At 56.3% G+C, this 24,503-nt stretch carries 27 protein-coding genes and 1 riboswitch; of the genes, 11 read left to right on the forward strand and 16 right to left on the reverse strand.

Features of this window, described 5'->3' with window-relative positions:
- Nucleotides 1–267: 267 nt before the first annotated feature.
- From rpsA to ACR0IU_RS15580, 3 genes are all read right to left on the reverse strand, one after another.
- Entirely contained in the window at nt 268–1,944 is a 1,677-nt protein-coding gene (rpsA, locus tag ACR0IU_RS15570; RefSeq protein ID WP_010438032.1) for a 30S ribosomal protein S1, read from the reverse strand.
- 237 nt (nt 1,945–2,181) lie between these two features.
- Nucleotides 2,182–2,532, reverse strand: coding sequence for a DUF6525 family protein (locus ACR0IU_RS15575; protein ID WP_480716886.1), 351 nt, complete (start codon nt 2,530–2,532; stop codon nt 2,182–2,184).
- 88 nt (nt 2,533–2,620) lie between these two features.
- On the reverse strand, nt 2,621–3,157 hold the full coding sequence (locus tag ACR0IU_RS15580; RefSeq protein WP_480716887.1) for a hypothetical protein: 537 nt from the start codon (nt 3,155–3,157) through the stop codon (nt 2,621–2,623).
- A 218-nt stretch (nt 3,158–3,375) separates the two neighbouring features.
- Between ACR0IU_RS15580 and ACR0IU_RS15585 the strand changes: the two genes are divergently transcribed.
- The gene (locus ACR0IU_RS15585) at nt 3,376–3,852 is read left to right on the forward strand and encodes a YHS domain-containing (seleno)protein (protein WP_170774915.1); all 477 of its coding nucleotides are present in this window, start codon (nt 3,376–3,378) and stop codon (nt 3,850–3,852) included.
- A 24-nt stretch (nt 3,853–3,876) separates the two neighbouring features.
- Here the strand turns inward: ACR0IU_RS15585 and ACR0IU_RS15590 are convergent, their stop codons facing one another.
- The 10 genes from ACR0IU_RS15590 to miaB all read right to left on the reverse strand — a co-directional run bounded on the left by ACR0IU_RS15590 (nt 3,877) and on the right by miaB (nt 14,393).
- Nucleotides 3,877–4,500, reverse strand: coding sequence for a (d)CMP kinase (locus tag ACR0IU_RS15590; protein ID WP_480716888.1), 624 nt, complete (start codon nt 4,498–4,500; stop codon nt 3,877–3,879).
- Nucleotides 4,500–5,858 carry a 3-phosphoshikimate 1-carboxyvinyltransferase gene (aroA, locus tag ACR0IU_RS15595; protein ID WP_480716889.1) on the reverse strand — a complete coding sequence of 453 codons (1,359 nt, stop codon included), beginning with the start codon at nt 5,856–5,858 and terminating at the stop codon, nt 4,500–4,502. Before aroA ends, ACR0IU_RS15590 begins: the two co-directional genes overlap by 1 nt.
- A gap of 69 nt (nt 5,859–5,927) precedes the next feature.
- Nucleotides 5,928–6,638, reverse strand: a complete 711-nt coding sequence (gene trmB / locus ACR0IU_RS15600) for a tRNA (guanine(46)-N(7))-methyltransferase TrmB (RefSeq protein WP_480716890.1) — start codon at nt 6,636–6,638, stop codon at nt 5,928–5,930.
- Between the two features lie 98 nt (nt 6,639–6,736).
- Nucleotides 6,737–7,918, reverse strand: coding sequence for a methionine adenosyltransferase (gene metK, locus ACR0IU_RS15605; RefSeq protein ID WP_480716891.1), 1,182 nt, complete (start codon nt 7,916–7,918; stop codon nt 6,737–6,739).
- A gap of 5 nt (nt 7,919–7,923) precedes the next feature.
- Nucleotides 7,924–7,972: riboswitch (SAM-SAH riboswitch) on the reverse strand.
- Between the two features lie 21 nt (nt 7,973–7,993).
- Nucleotides 7,994–9,520 (reverse strand): apolipoprotein N-acyltransferase, encoded by a 1,527-nt coding sequence (gene lnt, locus ACR0IU_RS15610; protein WP_480716892.1) that lies wholly within the window; start codon nt 9,518–9,520, stop codon nt 7,994–7,996.
- The gene (locus ACR0IU_RS15615; protein ID WP_010438005.1) at nt 9,517–10,401 is read right to left on the reverse strand and encodes a hemolysin family protein; all 885 of its coding nucleotides are present in this window, start codon (nt 10,399–10,401) and stop codon (nt 9,517–9,519) included. Before ACR0IU_RS15615 ends, lnt begins: the two co-directional genes overlap by 4 nt.
- A 36-nt stretch (nt 10,402–10,437) precedes the next feature.
- Nucleotides 10,438–10,932, reverse strand: a complete 495-nt coding sequence (gene ybeY / locus ACR0IU_RS15620) for an rRNA maturation RNase YbeY (protein WP_319545222.1) — start codon at nt 10,930–10,932, stop codon at nt 10,438–10,440.
- 42 nt (nt 10,933–10,974) lie between these two features.
- A complete protein-coding gene (locus tag ACR0IU_RS15625) occupies nt 10,975–11,997 on the reverse strand; it encodes a PhoH family protein (protein ID WP_029621672.1) in 1,023 nt (340 codons plus the stop codon).
- 147 nt (nt 11,998–12,144) lie between these two features.
- Nucleotides 12,145–12,879 carry an outer membrane protein gene (locus tag ACR0IU_RS15630; protein ID WP_120981289.1) on the reverse strand — a complete coding sequence of 245 codons (735 nt, stop codon included), beginning with the start codon at nt 12,877–12,879 and terminating at the stop codon, nt 12,145–12,147.
- Nucleotides 12,880–13,073: 194 nt separating this feature from the next.
- The gene (gene miaB / locus ACR0IU_RS15635; RefSeq protein WP_480716893.1) at nt 13,074–14,393 is read right to left on the reverse strand and encodes a tRNA (N6-isopentenyl adenosine(37)-C2)-methylthiotransferase MiaB; all 1,320 of its coding nucleotides are present in this window, start codon (nt 14,391–14,393) and stop codon (nt 13,074–13,076) included.
- Nucleotides 14,394–14,513: 120 nt separating this feature from the next.
- Here miaB and ACR0IU_RS15640 point away from each other — a divergent pair, with 120 nt between their 5' ends.
- Nucleotides 14,514–15,377: a hypothetical protein gene (locus ACR0IU_RS15640; RefSeq protein WP_480716894.1), complete on the forward strand. Its 864-nt coding sequence runs from the start codon at nt 14,514–14,516 to the stop codon at nt 15,375–15,377.
- 3 nt (nt 15,378–15,380) lie between these two features.
- On the opposite strand, the gene ACR0IU_RS15645 is transcribed toward ACR0IU_RS15640, so the two are convergent.
- A complete protein-coding gene (locus tag ACR0IU_RS15645) occupies nt 15,381–16,178 on the reverse strand; it encodes a phytanoyl-CoA dioxygenase family protein (protein ID WP_480716895.1) in 798 nt (265 codons plus the stop codon).
- 85 nt (nt 16,179–16,263) lie between these two features.
- Between ACR0IU_RS15645 and ACR0IU_RS15650 the strand changes: the two genes are divergently transcribed.
- A complete protein-coding gene (locus ACR0IU_RS15650; RefSeq protein WP_480716896.1) occupies nt 16,264–17,160 on the forward strand; it encodes a LysR family transcriptional regulator in 897 nt (298 codons plus the stop codon).
- Nucleotides 17,161–17,163: 3 nt separating this feature from the next.
- On the opposite strand, the gene irrA is transcribed toward ACR0IU_RS15650, so the two are convergent.
- A complete protein-coding gene (gene irrA / locus ACR0IU_RS15655) occupies nt 17,164–17,580 on the reverse strand; it encodes an iron response transcriptional regulator IrrA (protein ID WP_170477572.1) in 417 nt (138 codons plus the stop codon).
- 187 nt (nt 17,581–17,767) lie between these two features.
- Between irrA and fabA the strand changes: the two genes are divergently transcribed.
- Genes fabA through ACR0IU_RS15675 form a run of 4 tightly spaced genes read left to right on the forward strand, consistent with a single transcriptional unit; the run spans nt 17,768 to nt 20,582 of the window.
- Nucleotides 17,768–18,277, forward strand: a complete 510-nt coding sequence (gene fabA / locus ACR0IU_RS15660; RefSeq protein WP_170477575.1) for a bifunctional 3-hydroxydecanoyl-ACP dehydratase/trans-2-decenoyl-ACP isomerase — start codon at nt 17,768–17,770, stop codon at nt 18,275–18,277.
- Nucleotides 18,278–18,307: 30 nt separating this feature from the next.
- Nucleotides 18,308–19,537 carry a beta-ketoacyl-ACP synthase I gene (gene fabB, locus ACR0IU_RS15665; RefSeq protein WP_480716897.1) on the forward strand — a complete coding sequence of 410 codons (1,230 nt, stop codon included), beginning with the start codon at nt 18,308–18,310 and terminating at the stop codon, nt 19,535–19,537.
- Nucleotides 19,538–19,542: 5 nt separating this feature from the next.
- Nucleotides 19,543–20,334: an enoyl-ACP reductase FabI gene (locus ACR0IU_RS15670; RefSeq protein WP_010437983.1), complete on the forward strand. Its 792-nt coding sequence runs from the start codon at nt 19,543–19,545 to the stop codon at nt 20,332–20,334.
- Between the two features lie 59 nt (nt 20,335–20,393).
- The gene (locus ACR0IU_RS15675; RefSeq protein WP_170397589.1) at nt 20,394–20,582 is read left to right on the forward strand and encodes a hypothetical protein; all 189 of its coding nucleotides are present in this window, start codon (nt 20,394–20,396) and stop codon (nt 20,580–20,582) included.
- 11 nt (nt 20,583–20,593) lie between these two features.
- Here ACR0IU_RS15675 and ACR0IU_RS15680 read toward each other — a convergent pair whose 3' ends face one another.
- A complete protein-coding gene (locus tag ACR0IU_RS15680) occupies nt 20,594–21,022 on the reverse strand; it encodes an FKBP-type peptidyl-prolyl cis-trans isomerase (RefSeq protein WP_480716898.1) in 429 nt (142 codons plus the stop codon).
- Nucleotides 21,023–21,146: 124 nt separating this feature from the next.
- Here ACR0IU_RS15680 and ACR0IU_RS15685 point away from each other — a divergent pair, with 124 nt between their 5' ends.
- The 4 genes from ACR0IU_RS15685 to pcaD all read left to right on the forward strand — a co-directional run bounded on the left by ACR0IU_RS15685 (nt 21,147) and on the right by pcaD (nt 24,495).
- A complete protein-coding gene (locus ACR0IU_RS15685) occupies nt 21,147–21,833 on the forward strand; it encodes a haloacid dehalogenase type II (protein WP_480716899.1) in 687 nt (228 codons plus the stop codon).
- Nucleotides 21,833–22,660: an alpha/beta fold hydrolase gene (locus ACR0IU_RS15690; protein WP_480716900.1), complete on the forward strand. Its 828-nt coding sequence runs from the start codon at nt 21,833–21,835 to the stop codon at nt 22,658–22,660. Before ACR0IU_RS15685 ends, ACR0IU_RS15690 begins: the two co-directional genes overlap by 1 nt.
- A complete protein-coding gene (locus ACR0IU_RS15695) occupies nt 22,657–23,631 on the forward strand; it encodes a threonine ammonia-lyase (protein ID WP_480716901.1) in 975 nt (324 codons plus the stop codon). Before ACR0IU_RS15690 ends, ACR0IU_RS15695 begins: the two co-directional genes overlap by 4 nt.
- Before the next feature lie 75 nt (nt 23,632–23,706).
- Nucleotides 23,707–24,495, forward strand: coding sequence for a 3-oxoadipate enol-lactonase (pcaD, locus tag ACR0IU_RS15700; protein WP_480716902.1), 789 nt, complete (start codon nt 23,707–23,709; stop codon nt 24,493–24,495).
- Nucleotides 24,496–24,503: the final 8 nt, after the last annotated feature.

The raw sequence follows: 24,503 nt of genomic DNA on the forward strand, positions 1-24,503 counted from the left end.
TAATACCCTCCCAGGCGTCCGGTATGTCTGGCCTACTGATTTGACAGTATAGGAAAAAACCCGGTTTGGGGGAACGCATACTCTGCATCGATTGGACTTATTTTGCCACATTCTAACGCGAATATTAGCGCACAAGCTCGTTTTCTACACCTATTGAGCGAACATGACGGGAAAAAACCCGGATAATTGGAACATATTGATTCGCAACAAAAACGGCCCCGCGCATGCGCACGGAGCCGAAATTCTTGGTTAGGCTTTCGCCCTGAATCAGTCGCCGGACTTCAGCGCTGCACCCAGGATATCGCCCAGCGATGCGCCCGAGTCGGAAGAACCGTACTGTTCCACGGCTTCTTTCTCTTCGGCGATCTCGCGTGCCTTGATCGACAGACCCAGACGGCGGGTCTTGCTGTCGACGTTGGTGACGCGGACGTCGACCTTGTCACCGACCGAGAAACGCTCGGGGCGCTGTTCGGCGCGGTCACGGCTCAGGTCCGAACGGCGGATGAACGACTTCATGCCTTCGTACTCGACCTCGATGCCGCCATCTTCAATCGCGGTCACTTCGACGGTTACGATCGAGCCACGCTTCACGCCGCCCACGGCTTCGGCGAACTTGTCACCGCCCAGGGCTTTGATCGACAGCGAGATACGCTCTTTCTCAACGTCAACTTCCGAAACGACGGCCGAAACCATGTCGCCTTTGCGGTAGTTCTGGATCGCATCCTCGCCACGCTCGTCCCAGGACAGGTCCGACAGGTGAACCATGCCGTCGATGTCGCCTTCGAGGCCAATGAACAGACCGAATTCGGTGATGTTCTTGACTTCGCCTTCGACCTCGGTGCCCTCGGGGTGTGTTTCTGCAAACACTTCCCATGGGTTGCGTTGAGTCTGCTTCAGGCCCAGAGAGACGCGACGCTTGGCCCCATCGATTTCCAGAACCATGACGTCGACTTCCTGGCTGGTCGAAACGATCTTGCCGGGGTGGACGTTTTTCTTGGTCCAGGACATCTCGGACACGTGCACCAGACCTTCGACACCGGCTTCCAGCTCGACGAACGCGCCGTAGTCGGTGATGTTGGTGACGCGACCCTGATGAACCGAGCCCAGCGGGTACTTGGCAGCAACCAGATCCCACGGATCTTCCTGCAGCTGCTTCATGCCCAGGCTGATGCGGTGGGTCTCTTTGTTGATCTTGATGACCTGAACCTTGATGGTTTCGCCGATCGTCAGGATCTCGGACGGGTGGTTCACACGACGCCATGCCATGTCGGTGACGTGCAGCAGGCCGTCAACACCGCCCAGGTCAACAAATGCACCGTATTCGGTGATGTTCTTGACAACACCCTCGACGGTCTGACCTTCGGACAGGTTGCCAATAACTTCGGCACGCTGTTCGGCACGCGATTCTTCCAGGATTGCGCGACGCGAAACAACGATGTTGCCGCGGCGGCGGTCCATTTTCAGAATCTGGAACGGCTGCTTCAGACCCATCAGCGGGCCAGCGTCACGCACGGGGCGAACGTCAACCTGCGAGCCGGGCAGGAACGCAACTGCGCCACCCAGATCGACGGTGAAGCCACCTTTGACGCGACCAAAGATTGCACCTTCGACGCGCTGGTCGTCGGCATATGCTTTTTCCAGACGGTCCCATGCCTCTTCACGGCGGGCCATCTCGCGCGAGATGACGGCTTCGCCGCGGGCGTTTTCTGCGGCGCGCAGGTAAACTTCGACCTCGTCACCAACAGCGATTTCAGGGGCTTCGCCGGGATTTGCGAATTCTTTCAGATCAACGCGGCCTTCCATTTTGTAGCCTACGTCGATGATGGCTTGGCCGGCTTCGATCGCCAGAACCTTGCCTTTGACAACAGAACCCTCTTCGGGTGTGTCCATTTCGAAGCTTTCATTCAGGAGGGCTTCGAATTCCTCCATGGATGCGTTAGCCATGTGGCGTTGTTTTCCTTTACAGTACGTTTTTGCTGGCCGAGCGGTTGTCTCCGCCGGTCTTGTTTCATGATGTCTTCAGGCGTGATCCGGTGCGCCCCTGAGCAAACAAACACAAAGGGCCGAGGTTACCCGGCCCTGCTCAGAAACGTCATCCGGACGTTGACCGCCCTTGTATCGACAGCGCGCGTATAGGCGGATTCCAATGCTTGCGCAAGTGCAAAGCCAACAAACGCTGGCTTATGCGGCGGGATCAGCGCTTGATTGCTTACCCGGCGTGCCCCAGATCAACGCATCTTGCTGCAACATGGATCGCTCAATGGCGTCAAGCCGCAGAATAGCGGTCATGGGATTTGCCGAACCCCCAGCTTGGTCCCAGATTTTGAGAGCCGAGGCCGGACTCCATGGCAAACATGCAGACGCCAGCCACTGCCTAAGGCCTTGCGGTAATGCGTCAAAGGCCTGCATCGGCGAGCCCCGGCGCCTACGACGTTTGAGCTGAGTCCGCAAATTACGGCCTGAATTGCCTTTGATCGCCCTACCGGCGTTGGCAGGGATCACACCTCGTTTTACATCGTAACGCACAGACACAAAGAAACTCCATCTTTCGAGCCTGCGTTACGATATCATATAACATAAGCTGTTTAGCAAGACGTTCTTTGGGCCGTACAGTCGGAAATTAGATTTCCTCGCCCTTTTTTAACAGTTCCTTGAACAGCTCTTGCTGCAACTCACCGCTGTCGCCGCCGCCAAACTGTGCTCCTCCGCTGGAATAGAGGGTGCCATATGTTTGTGCGATGTTCACAGTTTGCGCGATACCCGAAATCAATTGATCCCTTTCCAGCGACAAAAGCGGGTGTAAGAACACCGCCCAAACCCTACCGTTCGCGATCGCATATCGCGCATCCAATGACGTATCGAAATTGGCCTGCATCATCCGTTGCATGTCAGCCTGACTCAGACCGTCTGCAGGTCGGATCGGAACCATCACGCGCATACGGTCCGCATTGATATCCGTCACAACAAATACGCGCACCTCCGAGATCGTCAGTTCAAAACCAGGCCCGTGGGGTTGCGCCTCGGGATCCAGTGCAAACAGGATTTTACCCAGACGTTCGTAGGTCATCGGGGGTTCATTGATCGGAGACGGGGTTTCAGCTTCCTGAGCAGCGATGCCGGTGGCTGTTAACACCAGAAACAGAACTATTCGGATCATGTGGCGCCTCCTACAGATATAGAAACGACAATATGACGTTCAGCTTTGACGAACCAAACAAAGCTCTGTGAACACTTATCACATATCATGCATCGGTTAGGACGATCTGCAATACTTTGCGTCCTATCGGCGATTACACGTCCGAAAAGCCTTTCCTATTTTCACCCCATCGGCCGACGACTGTTGCGGCCAAGAACCAAATGGAAAGGAATAACCAAATGAAATCTCTTGCCCTTACGGCCCTTGCGATGACACTTGCCCTAACTGCCCCTGCATTTGCTGCGGATGAAATAAACGTCTCAAAGGGTATCTCTGCTGCTGGCGCTCCATTGGCGGTACATGGTGTAGATCTGGTGGCCCTGGTGAATGACGGCAATCCGGTCGAGGGTTTTGCAACCCATACAGCGACCTATGACGGCGCGTCCTACTATTTCACCAGTGCAGCAAACCTTGAAGCGTTTGAGGCCAACCCAGCAGCATACTTGCCTCAACACGGCGGATATTGCTCATTCGGTGTTTCGGTCGGAAAGAAATTTGACGGCGACCCGGATCAATATCTGGTTGCCGACGGAAAGCTGTTCTTGTTCCTGAACGCAGACACCCGTGCATCTTTCCTGAAAGACGTCACCGGGACAGCAAAAACCGCCGATGATCAGTGGGCCAACATCAAAAGCATCGCTGTAGGCGAGCTGTAAGGAATTGGCCCTGCCTGAAGGCGATTATGCTTTAGGCAGGGTCATTTCGATGACTTCGATCGCACGGGCCAGTGCAGCATCGACACTCAGGTCCGAGGTATCCAGCAGCACAGCATCAACTGCGGGCTTCATCGGTGCAATGCTGCGTTCAGCGTCACGGGCATCGCGTTCTTTGACGTCTGCCAGCACCTGTTCGCGCGAGACATCATCGCCTTTGGCTGCAAGCTCCAGATATCGCCGTTCCGCGCGCACTTCGGCACTGGCCGTGACGAACAGTTTGACCTCGGCGTCCCGACAAATAACGGTTCCAATATCACGCCCGTCAAGAACTGCGCCTCCGACACGTCGCGCAAAGGCACGTTGGAAATCAACCAGTGCGCTGCGAACCTCGGGTATAACAGCCACTTTTGAGGCCGCCTTTGCGATCTCGGCCGTACGAAGGTCACCTTGACCCAACTCTTCTGCGGTTAGAGATTGCGCCGCCGTAACAGGCTCTTCACCTTGCAGCATGCGTCGTCCAACCGCTCGGTAAAGCAATCCAGTATCCAGATGGGCAAACCCAAAATGCGAGGCTACCGCCTTCGAGATCGTGCCCTTACCTGCCGCAGCAGGGCCGTCGATCGCAACCGTATACCGCTGCTCGAGCATCAGACGGGCCGGTTGTCGCGAAGCAGCTTGGCACCCAAACCCGTCATCAACGGCTCAAAGATCGGGAACGAAGTTGCAATCGGACCACCATCATCTACCGAAACCGCCTTTTTCGCGCCCATACCCATCACCATGAAAGACATGGCAATGCGGTGATCGAGGAAACTCTCACAAATGCCGCCGCCGGGAACACCACCAATGCCCAGGCCCTCGACTGACCACCAATCGTCACCCTCGTCTACCGTCACGCCATTCGCGCGCAGGCCACGCGCCATTGCATCGATCCGGTCACTTTCCTTGACGCGTAACTCTTTGACGCCGCTCATCATCATTGTGCCGGTTGCATTGGCGGCAACAACGGACAGCACAGGGTATTCGTCAATCATCGAGGCAGCGCGTTCTGGTGGGACGGAAATTCCCTTCATATTCGGCGAGTATTTTGCCCGCAGATCCGCAACGGGCTCACCACCCTCTTCGCGCTCGTTCTCATAGGTCAGATCCGCACCCATCTCGCGTAGCGTTGTAAACAAACCTGCACGCGTGGGGTTTAATCCGATGCCCGGCACCAAAACATCCGATCCGGGGGTAATCAGTGCGGCACATACCGGGAAGGCTGCGCTAGATGGGTCACGCGGCACCGCAATGACCTGCGGCTTCAATTCTGGACGCCCGGTCAGGGTAATCACTCGACCCTCGTCGGTATCCTCGACGGTGATTTCTGCGCCGAACCCGGCCAGCATCCGTTCGGAATGATCACGGGTTGCCTCTTTCTCGATTACCACGGTCTTGCCGGGAGCATTCAGCCCTGCCAGCAGAACAGCGGATTTCACCTGAGCCGATGGCACAGGCACCTCGTAACGAACCGGGATGGGGTCCGCAGCGCCAACTATGGTCATCGGCAGGCGTCCACCATCCCGGCCGACAGATTGCGTGCCGAAAAGCGCCAGAGGGTCGGTGACCCGAGCCATCGGACGCTTGTTCAGGCTGGCATCCCCGGTAAAGGTCGCCGTTATCGGAGAGGTTGCCATTGCTCCCATAATCAGGCGCACACCGGTGCCCGAGTTCCCGCAATCGATCACCTGATCGGGTTCCGCAAAGCCGCCTACGCCTACGCCGTGCACCGACCATTCGCCGCCTCCGTGATCCGTAACTTCGGCCCCGAAGGCCCGCATGGCCTTGGCCGTGTCCAGCACATCCTCGCCCTCAAGCAGGCCCGAAATCCTGGTTTCGCCAACAGCCATCGCCCCCAGGATCAGGGACCGGTGCGAGATTGATTTGTCGCCAGGCACCTCTGCCGTGCCGGTCAGCGGGCCGCATGGATGCGACGTCATCGGGATGGGCGTGCCGTGTCCGGACATGGGGGCTCCTGTTTTCGCTATCAGTCCTCAGGCCGATTAGCGAATTGGGGCCGGTTGGTCCAGCGGCAATCAGTCTTTGCGTCGGAAGGTCAGATAATGTGGGGTACGCCCCTCGCGTAGGGCTTTTTGTTCGTAGCGGGTGGAAATCCAGTCATCCCAAGGCTCGCGCCAGTCAGCAGGGCGCTCGGCCAGCCACTCGAAACCGGCACGCGGTACCTCTTCAAGAGTCTGGCGCACATAGTCGGGGATATCGGTGGCAACACGAAATATCGACCCCGGTTTCAATGCACGCGCGAGAGGTTCCAGATGTTCAGGGGTCACGAACCTGCGCCGATGATGACGTGTTTTCGGCCACGGATCAGGGTAGAGCAGAAAGGCGCGAGAGATGCTGGCCTCGGGTAGCACATCAAACAGATCCCGCGCATCGCCAGGGTGCACAGCGAGATTTTCGGCACCAGCCTTACGAATTTTGCCCAACAACATTGCGACACCATTGATGTAGGGCTCTGCCCCGATAATGCCGATACCGGGATTGTTTTGCGCCTGATGCACCAAATGCTCGCCACCGCCAAATCCGACTTCGAGCCAGACAGGCTTGCCACCGAACAGGCCCTCTAGGTCCAAAGCGGTGCGTTCTGGGTTGGTGTCCCAATCTACCGCGCCTGGAGACAGGGCGGCCAGATCTTCTGAAAGATAAGTCTTTTGACTGGGCTTCAAGGTCTTGCCCTTGAAGCGGCCATAAAAGTTCCTGCGGGGGCGTTGAGGGGTCTGGTTGCTCATGCCCGTGCCCATACTGCTGACTCGTGCCTGAGGCAAGGGTGGAGGTTGGGGGCTGGCCCCCACACCTCCGGCGTATTTTTTGAATAGGTGAACGGCGCTCAGACAGCCTGCTTTAGAGCGTCGGCCAAATCGGTGCGCTCCCAGCTGAATCCGCCATCTGCATCGGGTTCGCGTCCGAAATGGCCATAGGCTGCAGTACGCTGATATATCGGCTTGTTCAGTTGCAGATGCTCGCGAATGCCGCGTGGTGTCAGGTCCATGACTTGACCGACAGCCTTCTCGATAACCGCGTCAGCGATCTGGCCTGTCCCGTGTGTGTCGGCATAGATCGACAGGGGTTTGGAGACACCGATCGCATAGCTCAACTGAATGGTGCAGCGTTCCGCCATGCCTGCAGCGACCACGTTCTTAGCCAGATAGCGGGCAGCATAAGCAGCCGAACGGTCAACCTTGGTCGGGTCTTTGCCTGAGAACGCACCGCCGCCATGCGGCGCAGCGCCACCATAGGTGTCAACGATGATCTTGCGTCCGGTCAGCCCCGCATCGCCGTCCGGCCCGCCGATAACAAACTTGCCGGTGGGGTTTACATGCCACTCAGTCTGTGCGGTCAGCCAGCCATCGGGCAGGGTTTCGCGAATGTAAGGCTCGACAATCTGGCGGATATCATCCGAGGTCAGCGCCTCATCCAGATGCTGAGTGGACAGCACGATTGAGCTGACACCAACTGGTTTGCCATCCCGGTAGATGACCGACAGCTGCGATTTCGCGTCCGGACCCAGCGCGGGCTCGGTTCCGTTCTTACGAACTTCGGCCAGACGCCGAAGGATTGCATGCGAATACTGGATCGGAGCTGGCATCAGCGCAGGTGTCTCGGTCGTGGCGTACCCGAACATGATACCCTGATCGCCTGCGCCCTCGTCTTTGTTGTCAGCGGCGTCGACGCCCTGCGCAATATGAGCCGACTGTTCGTGCAGCAGGTTGGTCACCTCGACGGTTTCGTGGTGAAACTTGTCTTGCTCGTATCCGATATCTTTGATGCAGGCGCGCGCGATATCATCGATATGCGCCATGTAATCGTGGAGCTTGTCCTGATCCGACAATCCCACTTCGCCACCGATGACCACACGGTCCGTTGTGGCAAAAGTTTCGCACGCAACGCGGGCTTCTGGCTCTTCACGCAGGAAGGCGTCTAGCACCGCATCGGAAATACGATCGCAGACCTTATCAGGGTGTCCTTCGGATACGGACTCCGAAGTAAAAGTGTAATTCTGTCGGGACATAAATGTGCTCCATTAAGATTTTCCCATCACGTCAGGAAGCCGTTGTGAAGGGCAATTGACCGAATACGCGCGCAGTCAGGTAGGGTCAATCGGTATTTGATCGTTGAACCTACGGGTATGACGCCAGAGCAACGCCCAAGCTGCTAATAGAAGGAAAAACACAGGTTTGTCCCCGATCCGGGAATATATCGTCGCGGCTTGGGGCTGCGGCAATTCGGCATCGATAAACCCAGCCTGCCCAAGCGGCAACGCGTCAGTAATTCGCCCCAAAGGGTCAATCATCGCAGAAACACCGGTATTGGCCGAGCGCAACATCGGCAGACCCTGCTCGATAGCGCGCATCTGTGCCTGTGCAAGATGCTGATACGGACCGGAGCGAGTCCCGAACCACGCATCGTTAGTGATCTGCAACAGAAAATCTGCCCGGCCCGGCGCGGACAGAACATCTTGTGTGAATACGGCCTCATAACAGATCAGCGGCAGAGCTTTCCCAAGCCCTCCTGCATCCATCAGGGCAGCGCCCGGCCCAGCGCTGAAACCACTTCCCGTGGTTGCCGCCATTCCGTGAATTCCAAACCGCGCCATCAATTCACCAAAGGGCACATATTCTCCGAATGGGGCCAGGTGGTGTTTGTCATACAGCCCTGCCTGTTGACCATCTCCATTCAAATAGATCATCGAGTTATAGATCTGCCGTCCGTCAGCACGCTGGATACCTAGAAAAACAGGCGTACCCTGCGCCGCTTCACCAATTGCTGAAAGATAGGGCTGCGCACTGCCAAGCCACGCCGGAACCGAAGTTTCTGGCCAGACAATCAGATCTGGCCTGGGCTCGGCTACCGTGAATTCAAGTTGGCGGGCAAAAAACAGGGGTGCATATTCCGGGTCCCACTTTTGGTGCTGTGGAGCATTAGGCTGTATCAGCCGCACGATACGGCCGGTGTATTCAACCGACGGCCGGTTCGCGGCGTAAGCCAGAGCCAATACAGCGCACCCCGCAGGCACAAAGATTGGCATCCCCAGACCGCGGGGAGTCCGATCACTGGCGATGGCTGCACCGAGTGGCAAAGTCGCAATCAGCGTCAGCGCGCCCAAGCCATAAGGTCCTATCAGCGACAGGAGTTGAGCAAAAGGCGTATCCACCCAGATCTGGGCAATACCCGCCCAAGGAAACCCTGTTAGTATGTAACCCCGCGCAAACTCGGCCAGAGAGAGCGTCAAAGCCAGTAGCATACCCTGCAAGATCGGCGATCCATCGATGCGTTTTGCAACTCCAAAGGCCAGCGCCCAGAACAATGCCAACCCGCCTGACAAGAAGATCAGTGCAAAGGGTGCCATCCAGGCATGGCGTTCTGCGTCAACCAAGAATGGTTCGATGATCCAGTTTAGCGCATGGGCAAAATACCCGGTGGCGAACACCCACCCCAGCAAAGCCGCGCGGCGGGATGTTTCAGAGTTCAAGTACAATGGAGTAAGCAGGATCAGCGCCACCAATGCCGCTGGCCAAAAACCCAACGGGGCAAGCCCACAAGCAGCCACGATTCCCAAGGATGCCGCTAGCAGCAACCGCAACCAATAGGGCCACCCCTGGGCAGGATTCATGCAGCGATATCCGGCAACATGACGCGCAACCGCTTTATGCGGCGTGGGTCTGCGTCAAGAACTTCGAATTCAGGACCTTCGGGGTGGCATACCACCTCACCACGCGCCGGGACGCGCCCGGATAGCATGAAGACCAAACCGCCCAAGGTGTCGATCTCTTCTTCGTCCACATCTTCGTGGCTGGTCAATGAACGACCAATTTCGGCTTCGAAATCTTCAAGCGGAACCCGAGCTTGAACCACGTAGCAGCCCGGTTTTTCTTGTATCCAAAGCTGATCTTCATCGGCGTCATGTTCGTCGGCAATTTCGCCCACAACCTGTTCGATTAGGTCTTCGATGGTCAACAGGCCGTCGACACCACCGTATTCGTCAATGACCAGCGCCATATGACGACGTTCAGTTTGCATCTTGGTTAAAAGTACGCCAATCGGCATCGAGGGCGGAACGAACAGCAAGGTCCTTAGCATTGACGTCAAATCAAACTCGGACGAGTTGCCATTAAATCCATGGGTCAGCGCGAAATCCTTGAGGTGGACAAAGCCCAGTGGCGTGTCGAGCGTTCCCTCGTACACAGGGATTCGCGACAATCCACTATCGCGAAAAATTTGCGCCAACTCGTCCTTGGGTGTTGTCGAGGGAACCGAGATAATCTCGGCCGTGGGTATCGCGACATCTTCGACCCGCATTCTGCGCAGGTTGATCATACCCCTCGGTTGTGAATCCGTGACCTTAGCCCCGTTCACCTGACTGGCTTCATCGCCCGGAGGTGAAAATGCGTCGAATATCCGGGATAAAAGCCCGCCTTTTTCATCGCTATCCGTGTTGCTGTTCTGTGAATGCGCGCCTTGCGCTGCCCTAGAACTGCCGTCTGTATCGCCCATTATCCTGTTCCAAATGATCGGGCAATGCTGCCCCTGTCATACATTATATGGGTTATCTATACCCAGTTTGCCAAGTATTTCGATCTCAACCCGTTCCATCAAAGTGGCGTCGAGGTCACGAATGTGATCGTATCCTAACAAATGTAACGTGCCGTGAATTATCAAGTGGGTCACATGATCTTCCATTGATTTACCCGCTGCGATGGCCTCACGCGCGCAGGTGTCATATGAAATCGCAATGTCTCCCAATGCGATTTCCCCAGTGAAATCGGGCTCGGGCAACATTGGTATGCCCCCAGGCTGATCAGGGGATAAATCTTCGGCAGGCCAGCTTAGAACATTTGTCGGCTTCAGTTTTTCCCGGAATTCGGCATTCAGAACTGCGATCCGTTCATCGTTACAACCCAACAAGCTGATTTCGCAGAGATCCGATTTGAGACCGCAATAATCAAGAACTTCAATGAGTGCGCGTTGCGCCAGCGGCTCCAATTCCCTCCAGCGCTCGTCTTCGATCGTTACATCCAGAATCATACCGGCTCTCCAAGGCTCCAAAACCCATCGGAACCTTGGGTTTCACCCCGTTTCGCGGCCCGAGTCGGCCTCATACGCCTCAATAATGGCGGCGACAAGCGGGTGGCGCACGACATCTTTCGACGTGAAATAATTGAAACTGATATTCGGGATCGTCTTCAGCAGTCTTTCCGCATCCGCCAAACCCGATTGCACACCGCGCGGCAAATCGACCTGTGACCGGTCTCCGGTGATCACCATGCGGCTGCCTTCGCCAAGTCTGGTCAGGAACATTTTCATTTGCATGGTGGTGGCATTTTGCGCCTCGTCCAGCACGACAAAGGCATTTGCCAGCGTCCGCCCACGCATAAACGCCAGAGGCGCAATTTCGATCCGTTTTTCTTCGATCAGCTTGGCCAGCTGCTTGCCCGGGAGGAAATCATTCAGCGCATCATAAAGCGGCTGCATGTAGGGATCGACTTTATCCTTCATGTCACCGGGCAGGTAACCCAGCTTTTCGCCGGCCTCTACCGCTGGACGGCTGAGAATGATCCGGTCCACATGGCCTCCGATGAACATCGACACACCCACAGCAACAGCCAGATAAGTTTTACCCGTACCTGCGGGGCCGATTCCAAAGGCCAGCTCATTGTTAAAGAGCGACTGAACATATGCCTTCTGGGCGTCTGTCCGCGGCTCAACCAGCTTCTTACGGGTTTTGATTTCGACCGTTCCGCCCTTGAACATCTCAAGCTGGTCACCATCCCGTGTACCAGTTCCGGCCTCGGAAGTGCCCATGCGCAACTCGCGATCGACATCTGCTGCCTCGACATCTCGCCCACCTTCAAGCCGAGTGTAGAGCGCCTGCAGCACTTCAATGGCCTGCTTTTGCGATTCTTCATCACCCAGCACGACCAACTGATTTCCACGCCGCACGATCTGCACCGAAAGCTTTTGCTCGATATCGGTCAGGTTACGGTCATATTCGCCGCACAAATCGATTAGTAGTCTGTTGTCTGGGAACTCAACAAGCGCCTCACGCTGGGGCATATCTTCTTGCGGTGGGGTCAGGGCACCGATGGCCAATCCGTTCTCCTGTCTTGGCGTTTCACCCCGAGCGTAGACAACATATTGAGGTGGACGCAAGGCGCAGTTTCGTTTTTTGCAAACGGGATGACAAATGCGCCGATCAACGCCGTTGTTGCGCATAAAATATCAGTTTTTGCGAATGGTTCAGAATGTATAATTCAATCCGATCCGCAATCCGCGGTAGCTTGGCGTCGATTTGGTGCTGAAAGAAGGGCCCAGTTCTACGGTTTTTGATTCGAACTGCAGATATTCGAGCTCACCTGTAATCGACCAATCGTCATTCAGTCTATGCTCGGCACCCAGGCTGGCAGAAAAACCCTGACGTCGATCAACGTCTTCAAAGCGGGTAGTCCCACCCACTTCGGTCACAGAAGCCGACGTTGTGATATCACCACGCACATAGCCCACTGTAACGAAGTAAAGGACACTCTTGCTGCGGTTTGTAAGTCCATTTCGAAGGCGGATCGAGAATACATCGGAAATCGCAGATCTGCCGCTGACGGGTGTTCCGCCGATCTGTCCCGACGTGCTTCCGTCCAGAGTGCCAAAGTCGTAGCCGACTTCCAGACCATAGACATAGTCGCGCCCGCCTCTCGCAGGCAAAATCCCGCGCCAACCCCCGCGAAACCCGGCAAAGTTGCCGTCGGTACTGACCTCTCCGATCCCGAAAACTGAGCCGCCATTGACCTGCAAGCCAAACTCATCGGAACCACCCGTTGCACGACTGGCGCTCACCCCCAGATAAAACGCCCGGATATCGCTGGCATATCGTTCGGACGAAATCACGTCAGGTTCAGTGACTTCCCCGGTCACATCCCCAGCCAAAGTCGGAGCAGCGCAAGATAACATCAATAAGAGGGCCGTCAAAACGCGGGACATCTTCGATTTTGGAAAACATATCCAGCTCACTACTCGTACCCTCCGCCATCATGGCTTGCCTCTTCGGGTCAACAGTTTCGTAGGCCGCAATACCCACACCCGAGAAATCTGGCCTCTCTCGGAGCATAGTTCCAAGTCATAAATCAAGGGTTAAATTTGGTCGGAAGGAACCCTTGCAGCATCCGTATATTGGATTAAATCACGTCGCCGCCCAGCGAGTTCGCGCCAGAGGATTTGATCCTTACCTTACGTAAATCTCCACGTGCCACATCTGCATCCGAAACGTGAACCGCGTGAAGATACTCGGATTTTCCAACCATCTGGCCCGGTTGACGCCCAGTTTTCTCAAAGAGGACACTGACTGTTTTGCCAACCATGGAATCCTGAATCACTCGCTGATGACGTGTAATCAAGGCTTGTAACCGTTGCAGACGCTCGTCTGCCACTTCGGCATCGACCTGTGGCCGTTCTGCCGCAGGCGTACCGGGGCGGGTAGAATACTTGAATGAATACGCGTAGCCGTATTTGACCTCTTCCACCAAATCCAGAGTAGCCTGAAAATCCTCATCTGTCTCTTCGGGGAAGCCTACGATGAAATCGCCGGACATTAGAATATCGGGCCGCGCTTCGCGGATGCGTTCGATCAATCGCAGATAGCTTTCAGCCGTATGACTGCGGTTCATGCGTTTCAGAATTTTGTCCGATCCCGACTGCACCGGCAGGTGCAGATAAGGCATCAGTTTTTCGCAGGTCCCATGTGCCTCGATCAGCGCATCGTCCATGTCGTTCGGGTGCGAGGTGGTAAAGCGGATGCGCTCCAACCCATCGACCTTGTTCAACTCCCAGATCAGGCCCGCAAGGGTCATGTCCCCATTCGGCCCAGCCCCGTGATAGGCATTTACGTTCTGCCCCAGCAACGTGATCTCGCGCACGCCGCGTTCGACCAGATCCTGCGCCTCACGAATAATGCGGTCTGCAGGCCTGCTGACCTCGGCCCCGCGGGTATAGGGCACCACGCAGAATGCACAGAATTTATCACAGCCTTCCTGCACGGTCAGAAAAGCAGTCGGGCCGCGCTTCGCTTTGGGACGGTTCTTGAGCTTCTCGAATTTGTCTTCTTCGGGGAAATCGGTATCCAGCGCCTTTTCACCCGCGCGCGTCTTCGCCTCCATCTCAGGCAGGCGGTGATAGCTTTGCGGACCCACCACCAGATCGACCAGAGGCTGACGGCGCATAATCTCTTCGCCCTCGGCCTGGGCTACGCAACCCGCGACACCAATCTTCAAATCCGGCTTGTCTGCTTTCAGACCCTTGAACCGGCCCAGTTCGGAATAGACTTTCTCAGCTGCCTTTTCACGGATGTGGCAAGTATTAAGAAGGATCATATCCGCATCATCGGCCGACTTGGTCTCGACATACCCCTGCCCGCCCAGCGCTTCGGCCATGCGTTCACTGTCATAGACGTTCATCTGACAGCCATAGGTCTTGATAAACAGCTTTTTCGGTTCAGACATGGGTTGGCCTTTGCAGTCGCTGGGTCGGCGTCGTCTATACGTATCGAACGCCGCTTGCAATGCTGGCGCAATTACCCGAATTTGGCGGGAATTTCCAGCGAGGCGGAAACAAAGCCAACGATGCAGTACGATTCCCTTGATCACCTTCTGAAATCCGGCGGTGAGGCCCTGAACAAGGGCCCTATAGCGCTGATCTTCGCCGAAGATGAAGTCGAATTGGAAAGCACGCTGCATCACCACCTAAAACTGGGGTTCAAATCGGTGATCGCGTTCCTGCCACAGGAATTTGCGATCGACGATGATCTGAGCGAGAGGGTCTACCGGGTTGTGATGACATGCGCGCCCAGAACAGTCGTTTTTGACGCCGTAAACCGGATCATCCAAGCCACGCAAGGCGTCTGGATATACTACTGCTACAACGCGGAATACCTGTTCTATCCGTTCTGCGAGACCCGCTCGGTTGGCGAATTGCTCGCCTTCCATTCAGAAGAGCGGCGTCAGGCGATGTTGACCCATGTGATCGATCTGTATGCGAACGATCTGACGGCCTTTCCCAACGGCGTGGCCCCTGATCAAGCAATGCTGGACAAGACCGGATACTACGCCCACACGCGGCATGATGCATCTGGCAAGCCGCTAGAGCGGCAGCTGGATATGTCCGGTGGCCTCCGCTGGCGGTTCGAAGATCATATCCCCTATGAACGGCGCCGCATCGATCGGATTTCGCTGTTTAAAGCAAAATCCGATCTGAAGCTTCTGCCGGATCACACGTTCAACGAGGCGGAATACAACACCTACGCATGCCCTTGGCACAACAACCTGACCGCCGCGATCTGCTCCTTCCGTGCGGCCAAGGCGTTGAAGACGAACGCCGGGTCGACGTACGATATCTCTGACTTCTGCTGGAACCATTCAACTCCGTTCGAGTGGGATTCGCGCCAGTTGCTGGATCTGGGCCTGATTGAATCGGGCCAGTGGTTCTAGGTCCTAACGCTGCAACAGAACCGGAAACCAGTCCTCGCGCAGCCGTTGCCCCGGCACCATGTCATGCCCCGGAAATGGCGGCGAAGTCCGCCCCGGACGTTCAACATAACGCGCGTCATCACCAACCAACCGCAGCGAGAAGGCCCTGCGCCGACTGTCAGAAGTATTGCCTCGGGCCCCGTGTAGCGTGCGATAATTGAAGGCCACGGCGTCACCGGGCTCCATTTCAAACTCCACAATCTTCATACCCTCGGCATCCGGGTCCGGGATCGGCATGTATTGCCCCTCATCAGGAAAGAACCCTTCTTCCGAGACCCAGCGAGTAGGCAGCACTTCTTTTTCCCAGCGGTGCGAACCGGCGACGCAACGCAAGGTCGCTTGTTTCACCGGGTCCAGTGGAGACCAGAAGCTTATATTTTGTTGGCCATCGACAAAATAGTATGGCCCATCCTGATGCCACGGAGTCGCCATTGAGGTTCCGGGCTCCTTCACCAGTACATGGTCGTGGAACATCTGCACGGATTGCGATTGCATAAGGTCGGCTGCAACTTCGGCAGCAGGGGATGTTTCGATCACTTCACGAAACTGCGGGATACGAGACCAGTTGCAATAGTCGTCAAAAAAACGGCCAGTCTCACCGTCTTTCTTGTTCTCTGACGCATAGGGACCCGGTTCATCCATATTTGCCGCAACCCCAGCCCGCAGGGTTTCAATGTGATCGGCGAACAGACCTTTGACCAACACAACACCGTCCGTCTGGAAGTCGTCAATTATGGCTTGGGAAACAAGAGGGTGAGTCATCGCGGTCTCCTTGGATTTGTCGCCCGATCTGCGCATGAATGAGCCCTCTGTTCAAATCATATCTTTCGATTTAGGTGTTAACTTGATGTTATATCTCACTCTGCGCCAATACGAATATGTCTGCGCCATTGGTCGACATGGCAGCCTGTCTGCGGCAGCACAGCACCTGAACGTCTCGCAACCCGCCTTGTCCAATGCACTGACCCGGGTCGAATCACATTTGGGATATCCACTCTTTGCCCGAAGGCGGGGTGCCGCGATGGCATTAACCCCGCAAGGCCGCAAGTTTATCGAAGAAGCCGAAACCTTGTTGAACCGAGCAGCCCTGTTAGAACAGTCAAAGCAGCCGCTAACCGGCGAGAACAGATTGCGCCTGGGATGCTTCGTCGATCTGGCCCCATTTCTTCTGGCCCAGTCTCTGCACCGTCTGCGAGAGTCCTTGCCCGATGTCGTCCTGACACACGGGGTTGAAACGTTCGAAGGTCTGATTTCCGGCCTGATCGATGGCAGATATGATTTTGCGTTTACGTATGATCTGGGCATGGACGCCGGTTTTTTGTGCAAGAAGCTGTTCGACAGCACGCCACATGCACTGCTTTCACCCGATCATACACTGGCGAGGGCCGAGCAGGTGACCCTAACCGAGCTCGCGGCACATCCATTGATTCTGTCCAAAGAGGGTCTGTCCGCGCAACATGTGCTCGCGCTCTTCAGACGCAAAGGTCTGAATCCCACAATCTCGCACCGGGCGGAATCACTCGAGCTTTCGCGTAGTCTGGCTGCTCATGGGGAAGGTATCGGGATAAGTTATACCAGCCCTAAAAGCGGCTTCAGCTATGATCAGGTCCGCCTGGTAAGCCTGCCGATCATCGATCCGGACGCAACCGAATCCGTCGTTTTGGCGCGGCATGGCACGGGGCCTACTGATCCACTGATCACGCAGGCCGAACATGCATTGGTTACGCTGTTGCGAAAGGATTAGCGGTTATTTCTTCCGCAAGCGGATCACCACATCGACCGATGCGATTTCGACGCCTTCAGGCGCTTCCGGCAGTTGCTGAATCACCAATTGGTCTGACGGCGCATCGCTTAGGCGGCTTTCGTCTTCCCAATAGAAATGCGGATGGTCGTGCGTATTGGTGTCGAAATAGCTTTTGGATCCGTCCACAGTGATTTCCTGCAGAACCCCGGCATCGCAGAACGCGCGTAATGTGTTGTATACGGTCGCCAGCGAAACCGCGTCACCTTTGGCTTTTGCGGATTCAAACAGGCTTTCTGCGGTCACATGACGATGCAACCCGTCACCCACAAGCAATTCGGCCAAAGCAACCCTTTGGCGCGTGGGGCGCAAACCTGCGTCAACCAACCAATTTGCAGCGATGTCACGGCTCTGAGGTGTCATGAATCCGATACCTGTGTTTTGCTGCCCTTAATATAAGTGCGCCCGACCTGCAATTTCAAATGAAATTCATTCGCAAGAAGTATACGTGTCACGGCATGATATGGCGTGCTGGTCTTGCAGGACCTTGCAAACGGGTGCTAGACGAGACCAGATATAACGAACAGACCCAGGCAGGAGAGGCGGCAGAATGGCCCAATTCCCAAGCAGTTTTGACAAGGACGATCTGCTGAAATGCGCCCGCGGCGAGCTTTTTGGCCCTGGCAACGCGCAGTTGCCCGCCCCGCCGATGCTGATGATGGACCGGATCACCGATATCTCGGGCGATGGTGGTGCGCATGGCAAAGGCCATGTACTGGCCGAATTTGATATTAAACCCGACCTTTGGTTCTTTGACTGCCATTTCCCCGGCAACCCGATCATGCCCGGCTGTCTGGGCTTGGACGGTCTGTGGCAACTGACCGGCTTCAACCTCGGTTGGCGCGGCTGGCAAGGCCGTGGCATGGCCGTTGGCGTCGGTGAGGTCAAGCTTACCGGGATGGTACGCCCGGACCGGAAGATGCTGACCTATAAAATTGATTTCAAAAAAGCGATCCAAACGCGCCGTCTGACGATGGGTGTGGCAGATGGCATCGTCGAAGCCGATGGTGAATTGATATACGACGTCAAGGACATGAAGGTCGTTCTGTCAGACGCCTGAGCCTGACCGGCCGAAACAAGGAGTACGCACATGCGTCGAGTAGTCGTCACCGGTTTGGGGGTTGTGTCCTCGATCGGGAACAACGCTGAAGAGGTGCTTGCCTCGCTGAAAGCAGGCAAATCCGGCATTGAGGCCAACGAACAGATGGTCGAACATGGCTTTCGCAGCCAGATCGCCGGATCGCTGAAAATCGACGTGGCAGATCACGTCGACAAGCGCACGCTGCGGTTCATGGGACCGGGCGCAGCTTATGCCCATATCGCGATGAGCCAGGCCATCGCTGATGCCGGGCTGACCAAAGATCAGGTCGTCAATCCGCGCACGGGTCTGGTCGCGGGTTCGGGCGGACCTTCGACCAGCGCGATGCTGACCGCACACCAAACCGTGCTGAAAACCGGCGCGACCAAACGGATCGGCCCGTTTGCAGTGCCTAAATGCATGTGCTCGACGATTTCAGCGAACCTTGCGACCGCGTTCAAGATCAAGGGCATCAATTACTCGATCACTTCGGCCTGTTCGACGTCGCTGCATTGCATCGGCAACGCTGCGGAACAAATCATGCTGGGCAAGCAAGATGTAATGTTCGCGGGCGGCGGAGAGGAACTGGACTGGACGCTCTCCTGCCTGTTCGACGCGATGGGTGCGATGTCGTCCAAATATAACGACACGCCCGACAAAGCCTCGCGCGCATTCGATCAGAACCGCGATGGATTTGTGATTTCCGGTGGTGGCGGCATCGTAGTTCTTGAGGACCTCGAACATGCGCTGGCGCGTGGTGCGAAAATCTATGCCGAAGTGACCGGCTATGCCGCTACATCGGATGGGCACGATATGGTGGCCCCTTCTGGAGAAGGTGGCGAGCGCGCGATGCGTCTGGCGCTGTCGACCGTGCCCGAAGACCGCAAGGTCGGATACATCAACGCCCACGGCACCTCGACCCCGGTTGGCGACGTCGGAGAAGTCGAAGCGGTGCGCCGTATCTTTGGCGAAGGCAATGTCCCTCCGATTTCATCGACCAAATCGATGACTGGTCACGCGCAGGGCGCGGCTGGCGCGCTTGAGGCGATCTTCTGTCTGCTGATGCTAGAACATGATTTCATTACTTCGTCGATCAATGTCGACACACTTGCCGAAGGCATCCTGCCCGGTGAAATTGCAACTCAAGTAGTTGAAAATGCAGGCCTGGACAGCGTGATGACCAACAGCTTCGGCTTTGGCGGCACCAACGGATCCATGGTTCTGTCGAAGTATAACGGGTGAACAAGATGTCGGATATTCTCAAGGGCAAACGCGGCCTGATCATGGGCGTGGCAAACGACCGCTCGATTGCATGGGGCATCGCCAAAGCCATGCACGAGGCGGGCGCTGAACTGGCTTTCACCTATCAGGGCGAGGCGTTCGGTAAGCGGCTGGAACCTCTGGCCCAGAGCCTTGGCAGCGACTTCATGGTCGATGCGGATGTCACCGATGACGCTTCACTAGACCGCGCGTTTGGTGAGTTGGGAAAGCGCTGGCCGACCATCGATTTTGTCGTCCACGCTATCGCCTATTCGGACAAGAACGAACTGACGGGTCGTTTCCTGAACACCACGCGCGCGAACTTCAAGCATTCAATGGATGTGTCGGCCTATTCGTTTATCGAGGTCGCGCGCCGCGCCTATCCGCTGATGAAGGACAATGGCGGCACGCTTCTGACCCTGACTTATCAGGGCTCGAACAAGGTGGTGCCGAATTACAACGTCATGGGCGTAGCCAAAGCGGCGCTGGAATCCGCGACCCGTTATCTTGCAAACGATCTGGGCCCCGACGGCATCCGCGTCAACGCCATCTCACCCGGCCCTATGAAGACGCTGGCCGGTGCCGCCATCGGCGGAGCGCGCAAAACCTACAAGTTCTGCGACCAAAACGCTCCGATGCGTTCAAATGCAACGCTTGAAGCCGTTGGCGGCACTGCCGTTTATCTGGCTTCAGATGCGGGAAGCTACACCTCGGGTGAGATCATCCGCGTCGACGGCGGGTATCATATTCTGGGCATGCCCCAGCCAGAGGCCATGTGACCATATCTTTCCCTGCGGGTGCCAAGATTTGAACATCTTTGCCCCGCAGGGATTACGATATGAGCAAACTTGAACAGATCCTTGCGAGCAACACGCGCTCGCCAGCTTTGAAACGCAAATCAGGAAGCGGACGTGCGCGTCTTTTGCTGCTGATTCTCACATCGCTGCTGATTGCCTTTGTGTTTCTGACCCAACCGCCCGTGCGCGATGCGATTGAGCCGTTGTTGTCACATATCCCGGGCCTTTGATCCAATCAGCGTCAGTTGATCGAAACGATTTCGATATCGAAGACCAGATCTTGCCCCGCTAGTTGATGATTTGCATCCAAGGTCACCGTCGCCTCATCTACTTCGACAACAGTCACTGGCAGTGCCTGACCGTCAGGGGTTTGCATCTGTAACTGCGTGCCGGGTTCAAGCGAAATGTCATCCGGGATGCCTTCACGCGGGATCTGCTGCCGCATGCCCGGATTGATCGGCCCATAGGCGTCAACACAATCGATTTCGACGCGCTTCTTCTCACCGACCACCATGCCCGGTAACGCAACATCAAGCCCTTTGATGATCTGGCCTGAACCAACCGCAAACTCAAGCGGATCGCGTCCCTCGGAACTGTCGAAGACTTTGCCGTCCAACAAAGTTCCGGTGTAGTGGATGCGAACCGTGTCGCCTTGTTTGATTGCGGTCATGATGGCCTCCGGCCTGAAAAGAAATGAACGGCGCAGCCTAGAGGCTGACACGGCATTGTAAACCCTGCCCTCTTTAACCCGGGAACCGGTTGTGGTTACCTGCGCCCGATCAGGGGAGGATCGGATGGCTATCACCACTTGTGTATTCGACGCGTATGGCACTCTGTTCGACGTGGCTGCTGCTGCCCGGCAGGCCGCAGCGGAACAGGGGTTCGAGGCGCTGGCGGATAAATGGCCCGAATTGGCCAGTCACTGGCGTCTGAAGCAACTGCAATACACTTGGCTGCGTGCTGTCGCTGATACGCACTGTGACTTTTGGGACGTCACGCAAGATGGGCTGGATTGGGCGTTGGAAGCGGTTGGCCTGCAAGGGGATACCACCCTTCGGCAGCGCCTGCTGGATTTGTATTGGGAGTTGCAGGCCTATCCTGAGGTCCCCGAGATGCTTAAAACACTGAAAGCGGGCGGGATGCAGACGGCCATCCTGTCCAACGGTTCGCCTCCTATGTTGGATGGTGCGGTTCAATCTGCTGGGATCGGAGATGTGCTTGATGACGTGTTGTCGGTTGAAAGCGTCGGGGTCTTCAAACCCCATGCCAGCGTCTATGATCTCGTGCAAAACCGGTTTGGCTGCGCGCGTGACGAAGTGCTGTTCGTCAGCTCAAACGGCTGGGACGCCGCTGGGGCAAGCGGTTATGGATTTGTTACCGCTTGGGTGAATCGCGCAGGGGAACCGATGGACCGCCTGCCCTGGAAACCTGCCCATGTGCTGTCTGACCTGACAACGATCCCGCAATTGGCGGGGCTTTGATGGCGTATTTCACCACTTCGGACGGCAAGCGCCTCTATTACGAAGATACAGGTACAGGTCAGCCACTGCTTTGCCTGGCGGGTTTGACCCGAAATTGCCGAGACTTTTCATTTCTTGCACCGCATGTGGCGGATCTTCGAATGATTTCGATGGATTATCGCGGGCGCGGAAAATCCGATTTTGATGCGGACTATATGAACTACAACATTCTACGCGAGGGGCAGGATGCAGTTGAACTGCTGGATCATCTGGGCTTGGAAAATGTGACCCTGTTGGGCACGTCGCGCGGTGGGCTGGTCGCCATGGCGCTGGCCACCAGCCATCCTGACCGTCTGGCAGGTGTGATCCTAAACGACGTTGGTCCGGTGATCGAACTCGGTGGTATTGCCAAGATCATGGGCTATGTCGGCAACCGCCCAACCTCAAAAACCTACGACGATGCGGCTCACGCCCTTGGGGTCATGATGGAATCGCAATTCCCAGGTATCTCTTTGGACATCTGGAGGCAGCAGGTTGAGAACCAATACATCCAGACCGATACCGGACTGGACCTGCGCTATGACCCTACCCTGAGAAACGCTCTGATCGAACAGGCGGCAAACACGCCCGCTCCTGACCTCTGGCCTATGTTCGACGCGTTGCACGATATCCCGACTGGCGTTATCCGGGGTGCGAATTCCGACCTGCTGAGCACTGCCACAGTACAAGAAATGCACGCGCGCCACCCTAAACTGATCTCAACCGAAGTACCGGACCGTGGTCACGTTCCATTCCTGAACGAACTGCAATCCCTCAACCTTATCCACCAAATATTGGATGCCACATGAGCAACATTGACATGATCGAAGCCGCAGCCGACAGGCTGAAGGGGCACGCGCGCGAGACCCCGCTTCTGTCATCACCTTTTCTGGATGAAATCGCGGGTCGCCGCGTATTGGTAAAACCCGAATGCCTGCAACACACCGGTAGTTTCAAGTTTCGCGGCGCGTGGTCAGCCATCTCTGCGCTGGATGACGCGGCGCGCAACCGCGGGGTGATCGCCTATTCCTCGGGCAATCACGCGCAGGGCGTTGCCTATGCAGCAGCACAACACGGGATATCTTCGGTCATCGTCATGCCGTCAGATGCGCCGAAGCTGAAGATTGAAAACACCCGCGCGCTGGGGGGTGAAGTGGTCCTCTATGACCGTGCAACCGAAAGCCGCGAAGACATCGGTGAAGCGCTGGCTACTGAGCGCGGTTTGACGCTGATCCGACCCTATGATGAGCCGCAAGTGATTGCAGGGCAAGGTACGACGGGATTGGAGTTGGCGCGTCAGGCGCTCGAGCTTGACGTGACCGAAGGCGATGTCCTCGTATGTTGCGGCGGAGGTGGGTTGACCTCTGGCATTGCACTGGCTCTGGAACCTCATGCACCCGGCCTACGCGCGCGCCCATGTGAGCCCGAGGGGTTTGACGATGTTAAACGCTCTCTGCAGGTTGGCGTGATCCAGAGCAACAATGCCTCATCCGGCAACATCTGCGACGCAATCCTGACACCGCAACCGGGGCGAATTACCTTTCCGATTCTTCAACGGCTTTGCGGCCCCGGACTTGCAGTATCTGAACAAGAGGCACTGCACGCCGTGGCCCTCGCCTTTTTGCGCCTCAAGATTGTGCTGGAACCAGGTGGAGCGGTGTCTTTGGCGTCAGCGCTGTTTCGGAAAGATCAGATTGAAGGGGATACCGTGATCGTCGTGGCCTCGGGCGGGAATGTAGATCCGCAGATATTTGAACAGGCGTTGGAATTCCTTACCTGACAATCGGAAGCGATCGGTGCAAAATCTGATCGAGTTTGTTTTATTAGGCACCCTGAACAGACGGGGACCGATTACATGCGTATCGCTGACCTGAAAGACGTAAGTCTACACTATCGAATTGACGGAGATGTCGATGGAGCCCCCATTGTATTCGCCAATTCACTGGGTACCGACATGCGCCTTTGGGACCCGATTATACCCGTTCTGCCCAAAGGTTTACGGATCATCAGATTCGATAAACGCGGACACGGATTATCGTCCCAACCGGCCGCCCCCTACTCAATGGGGAGCTTGGTACGAGATGCTGAACAACTGCTGGATCATCTCGAGGTAAAAGACTGCGTGTTTGTCGGCCTGTCCATCGGCGGTATGATTGCGCAGGGATTGGCGGTAAAACGCATGGACCAGATCCGCGCACTGGTGCTGTCGAATACCGCTGCCAAGATTGGGACGCCTAAGATCTGGCAAGACCGTATGGCAACCGTTCGCGCCGGTGGGATCGAAGCGCTTGCTGACGCCACAATGGAGCGTTGGTTCTCGAAACACTTCCAGTCCGGCCCTGAGATGCCCTTGTGGCGAAACATGATGGTTCGGCAACCAGTTGAGGGCTATCTGGGGTGTTGTGCCGCAATTTCGGGCACAGATTTCTATACGCCCACTAGCGGCCTGCGGCTGCCCACATTGGGAATTGCCGGCAGCGAGGACGGTTCGACTCCGCCCGATCTAGTACGTGAAACGGTTGATCTGATACCTGGCTCGCGCTTTGCACTGATCCGACGGGCGGGTCATCTGCCATGTGTCGAGCGCCCGCAGGAATATGCCGAATTGCTTGGCAATTTCCTGATCGAGATCGGCCATATCTGAGGGAGAAA

The sequence above is a fragment of the Ruegeria sp. CL5 genome, assembly GCF_056536485.1.

Coding starts and splice junctions, on each gene's coding strand:
- rpsA (WP_010438032.1), bottom strand. CDS start 1,944: ATGGCTAACGCATCCATGGAGGAATTCGAAGCCCTCCTGAATGAAAGC.
- ACR0IU_RS15580 (WP_480716887.1), bottom strand. CDS start 3,157: ATGATCCGAATAGTTCTGTTTCTGGTGTTAACAGCCACCGGCATCGCT.
- ACR0IU_RS15585 (WP_170774915.1), top strand. CDS start 3,376: ATGAAATCTCTTGCCCTTACGGCCCTTGCGATGACACTTGCCCTAACT.
- ACR0IU_RS15590 (WP_480716888.1), bottom strand. CDS start 4,500: ATGCTCGAGCAGCGGTATACGGTTGCGATCGACGGCCCTGCTGCGGCA.
- aroA (WP_480716889.1), bottom strand. CDS start 5,858: ATGTCCGGACACGGCACGCCCATCCCGATGACGTCGCATCCATGCGGC.
- trmB (WP_480716890.1), bottom strand. CDS start 6,638: ATGAGCAACCAGACCCCTCAACGCCCCCGCAGGAACTTTTATGGCCGC.
- metK (WP_480716891.1), bottom strand. CDS start 7,918: ATGTCCCGACAGAATTACACTTTTACTTCGGAGTCCGTATCCGAAGGA.
- lnt (WP_480716892.1), bottom strand. CDS start 9,520: ATGAATCCTGCCCAGGGGTGGCCCTATTGGTTGCGGTTGCTGCTAGCG.
- ACR0IU_RS15615 (WP_010438005.1), bottom strand. CDS start 10,401: ATGGGCGATACAGACGGCAGTTCTAGGGCAGCGCAAGGCGCGCATTCA.
- ybeY (WP_319545222.1), bottom strand. CDS start 10,932: ATGATTCTGGATGTAACGATCGAAGACGAGCGCTGGAGGGAATTGGAG.
- ACR0IU_RS15630 (WP_120981289.1), bottom strand. CDS start 12,879: ATGTCCCGCGTTTTGACGGCCCTCTTATTGATGTTATCTTGCGCTGCT.
- miaB (WP_480716893.1), bottom strand. CDS start 14,393: ATGTCTGAACCGAAAAAGCTGTTTATCAAGACCTATGGCTGTCAGATG.
- ACR0IU_RS15640 (WP_480716894.1), top strand. CDS start 14,514: ATGCAGTACGATTCCCTTGATCACCTTCTGAAATCCGGCGGTGAGGCC.
- ACR0IU_RS15645 (WP_480716895.1), bottom strand. CDS start 16,178: ATGACTCACCCTCTTGTTTCCCAAGCCATAATTGACGACTTCCAGACG.
- ACR0IU_RS15650 (WP_480716896.1), top strand. CDS start 16,264: ATGTTATATCTCACTCTGCGCCAATACGAATATGTCTGCGCCATTGGT.
- irrA (WP_170477572.1), bottom strand. CDS start 17,580: ATGACACCTCAGAGCCGTGACATCGCTGCAAATTGGTTGGTTGACGCA.
- fabA (WP_170477575.1), top strand. CDS start 17,768: ATGGCCCAATTCCCAAGCAGTTTTGACAAGGACGATCTGCTGAAATGC.
- fabB (WP_480716897.1), top strand. CDS start 18,308: ATGCGTCGAGTAGTCGTCACCGGTTTGGGGGTTGTGTCCTCGATCGGG.
- ACR0IU_RS15670 (WP_010437983.1), top strand. CDS start 19,543: ATGTCGGATATTCTCAAGGGCAAACGCGGCCTGATCATGGGCGTGGCA.
- ACR0IU_RS15675 (WP_170397589.1), top strand. CDS start 20,394: ATGAGCAAACTTGAACAGATCCTTGCGAGCAACACGCGCTCGCCAGCT.
- ACR0IU_RS15680 (WP_480716898.1), bottom strand. CDS start 21,022: ATGACCGCAATCAAACAAGGCGACACGGTTCGCATCCACTACACCGGA.
- ACR0IU_RS15685 (WP_480716899.1), top strand. CDS start 21,147: ATGGCTATCACCACTTGTGTATTCGACGCGTATGGCACTCTGTTCGAC.
- ACR0IU_RS15690 (WP_480716900.1), top strand. CDS start 21,833: ATGGCGTATTTCACCACTTCGGACGGCAAGCGCCTCTATTACGAAGAT.
- ACR0IU_RS15695 (WP_480716901.1), top strand. CDS start 22,657: ATGAGCAACATTGACATGATCGAAGCCGCAGCCGACAGGCTGAAGGGG.
- pcaD (WP_480716902.1), top strand. CDS start 23,707: ATGCGTATCGCTGACCTGAAAGACGTAAGTCTACACTATCGAATTGAC.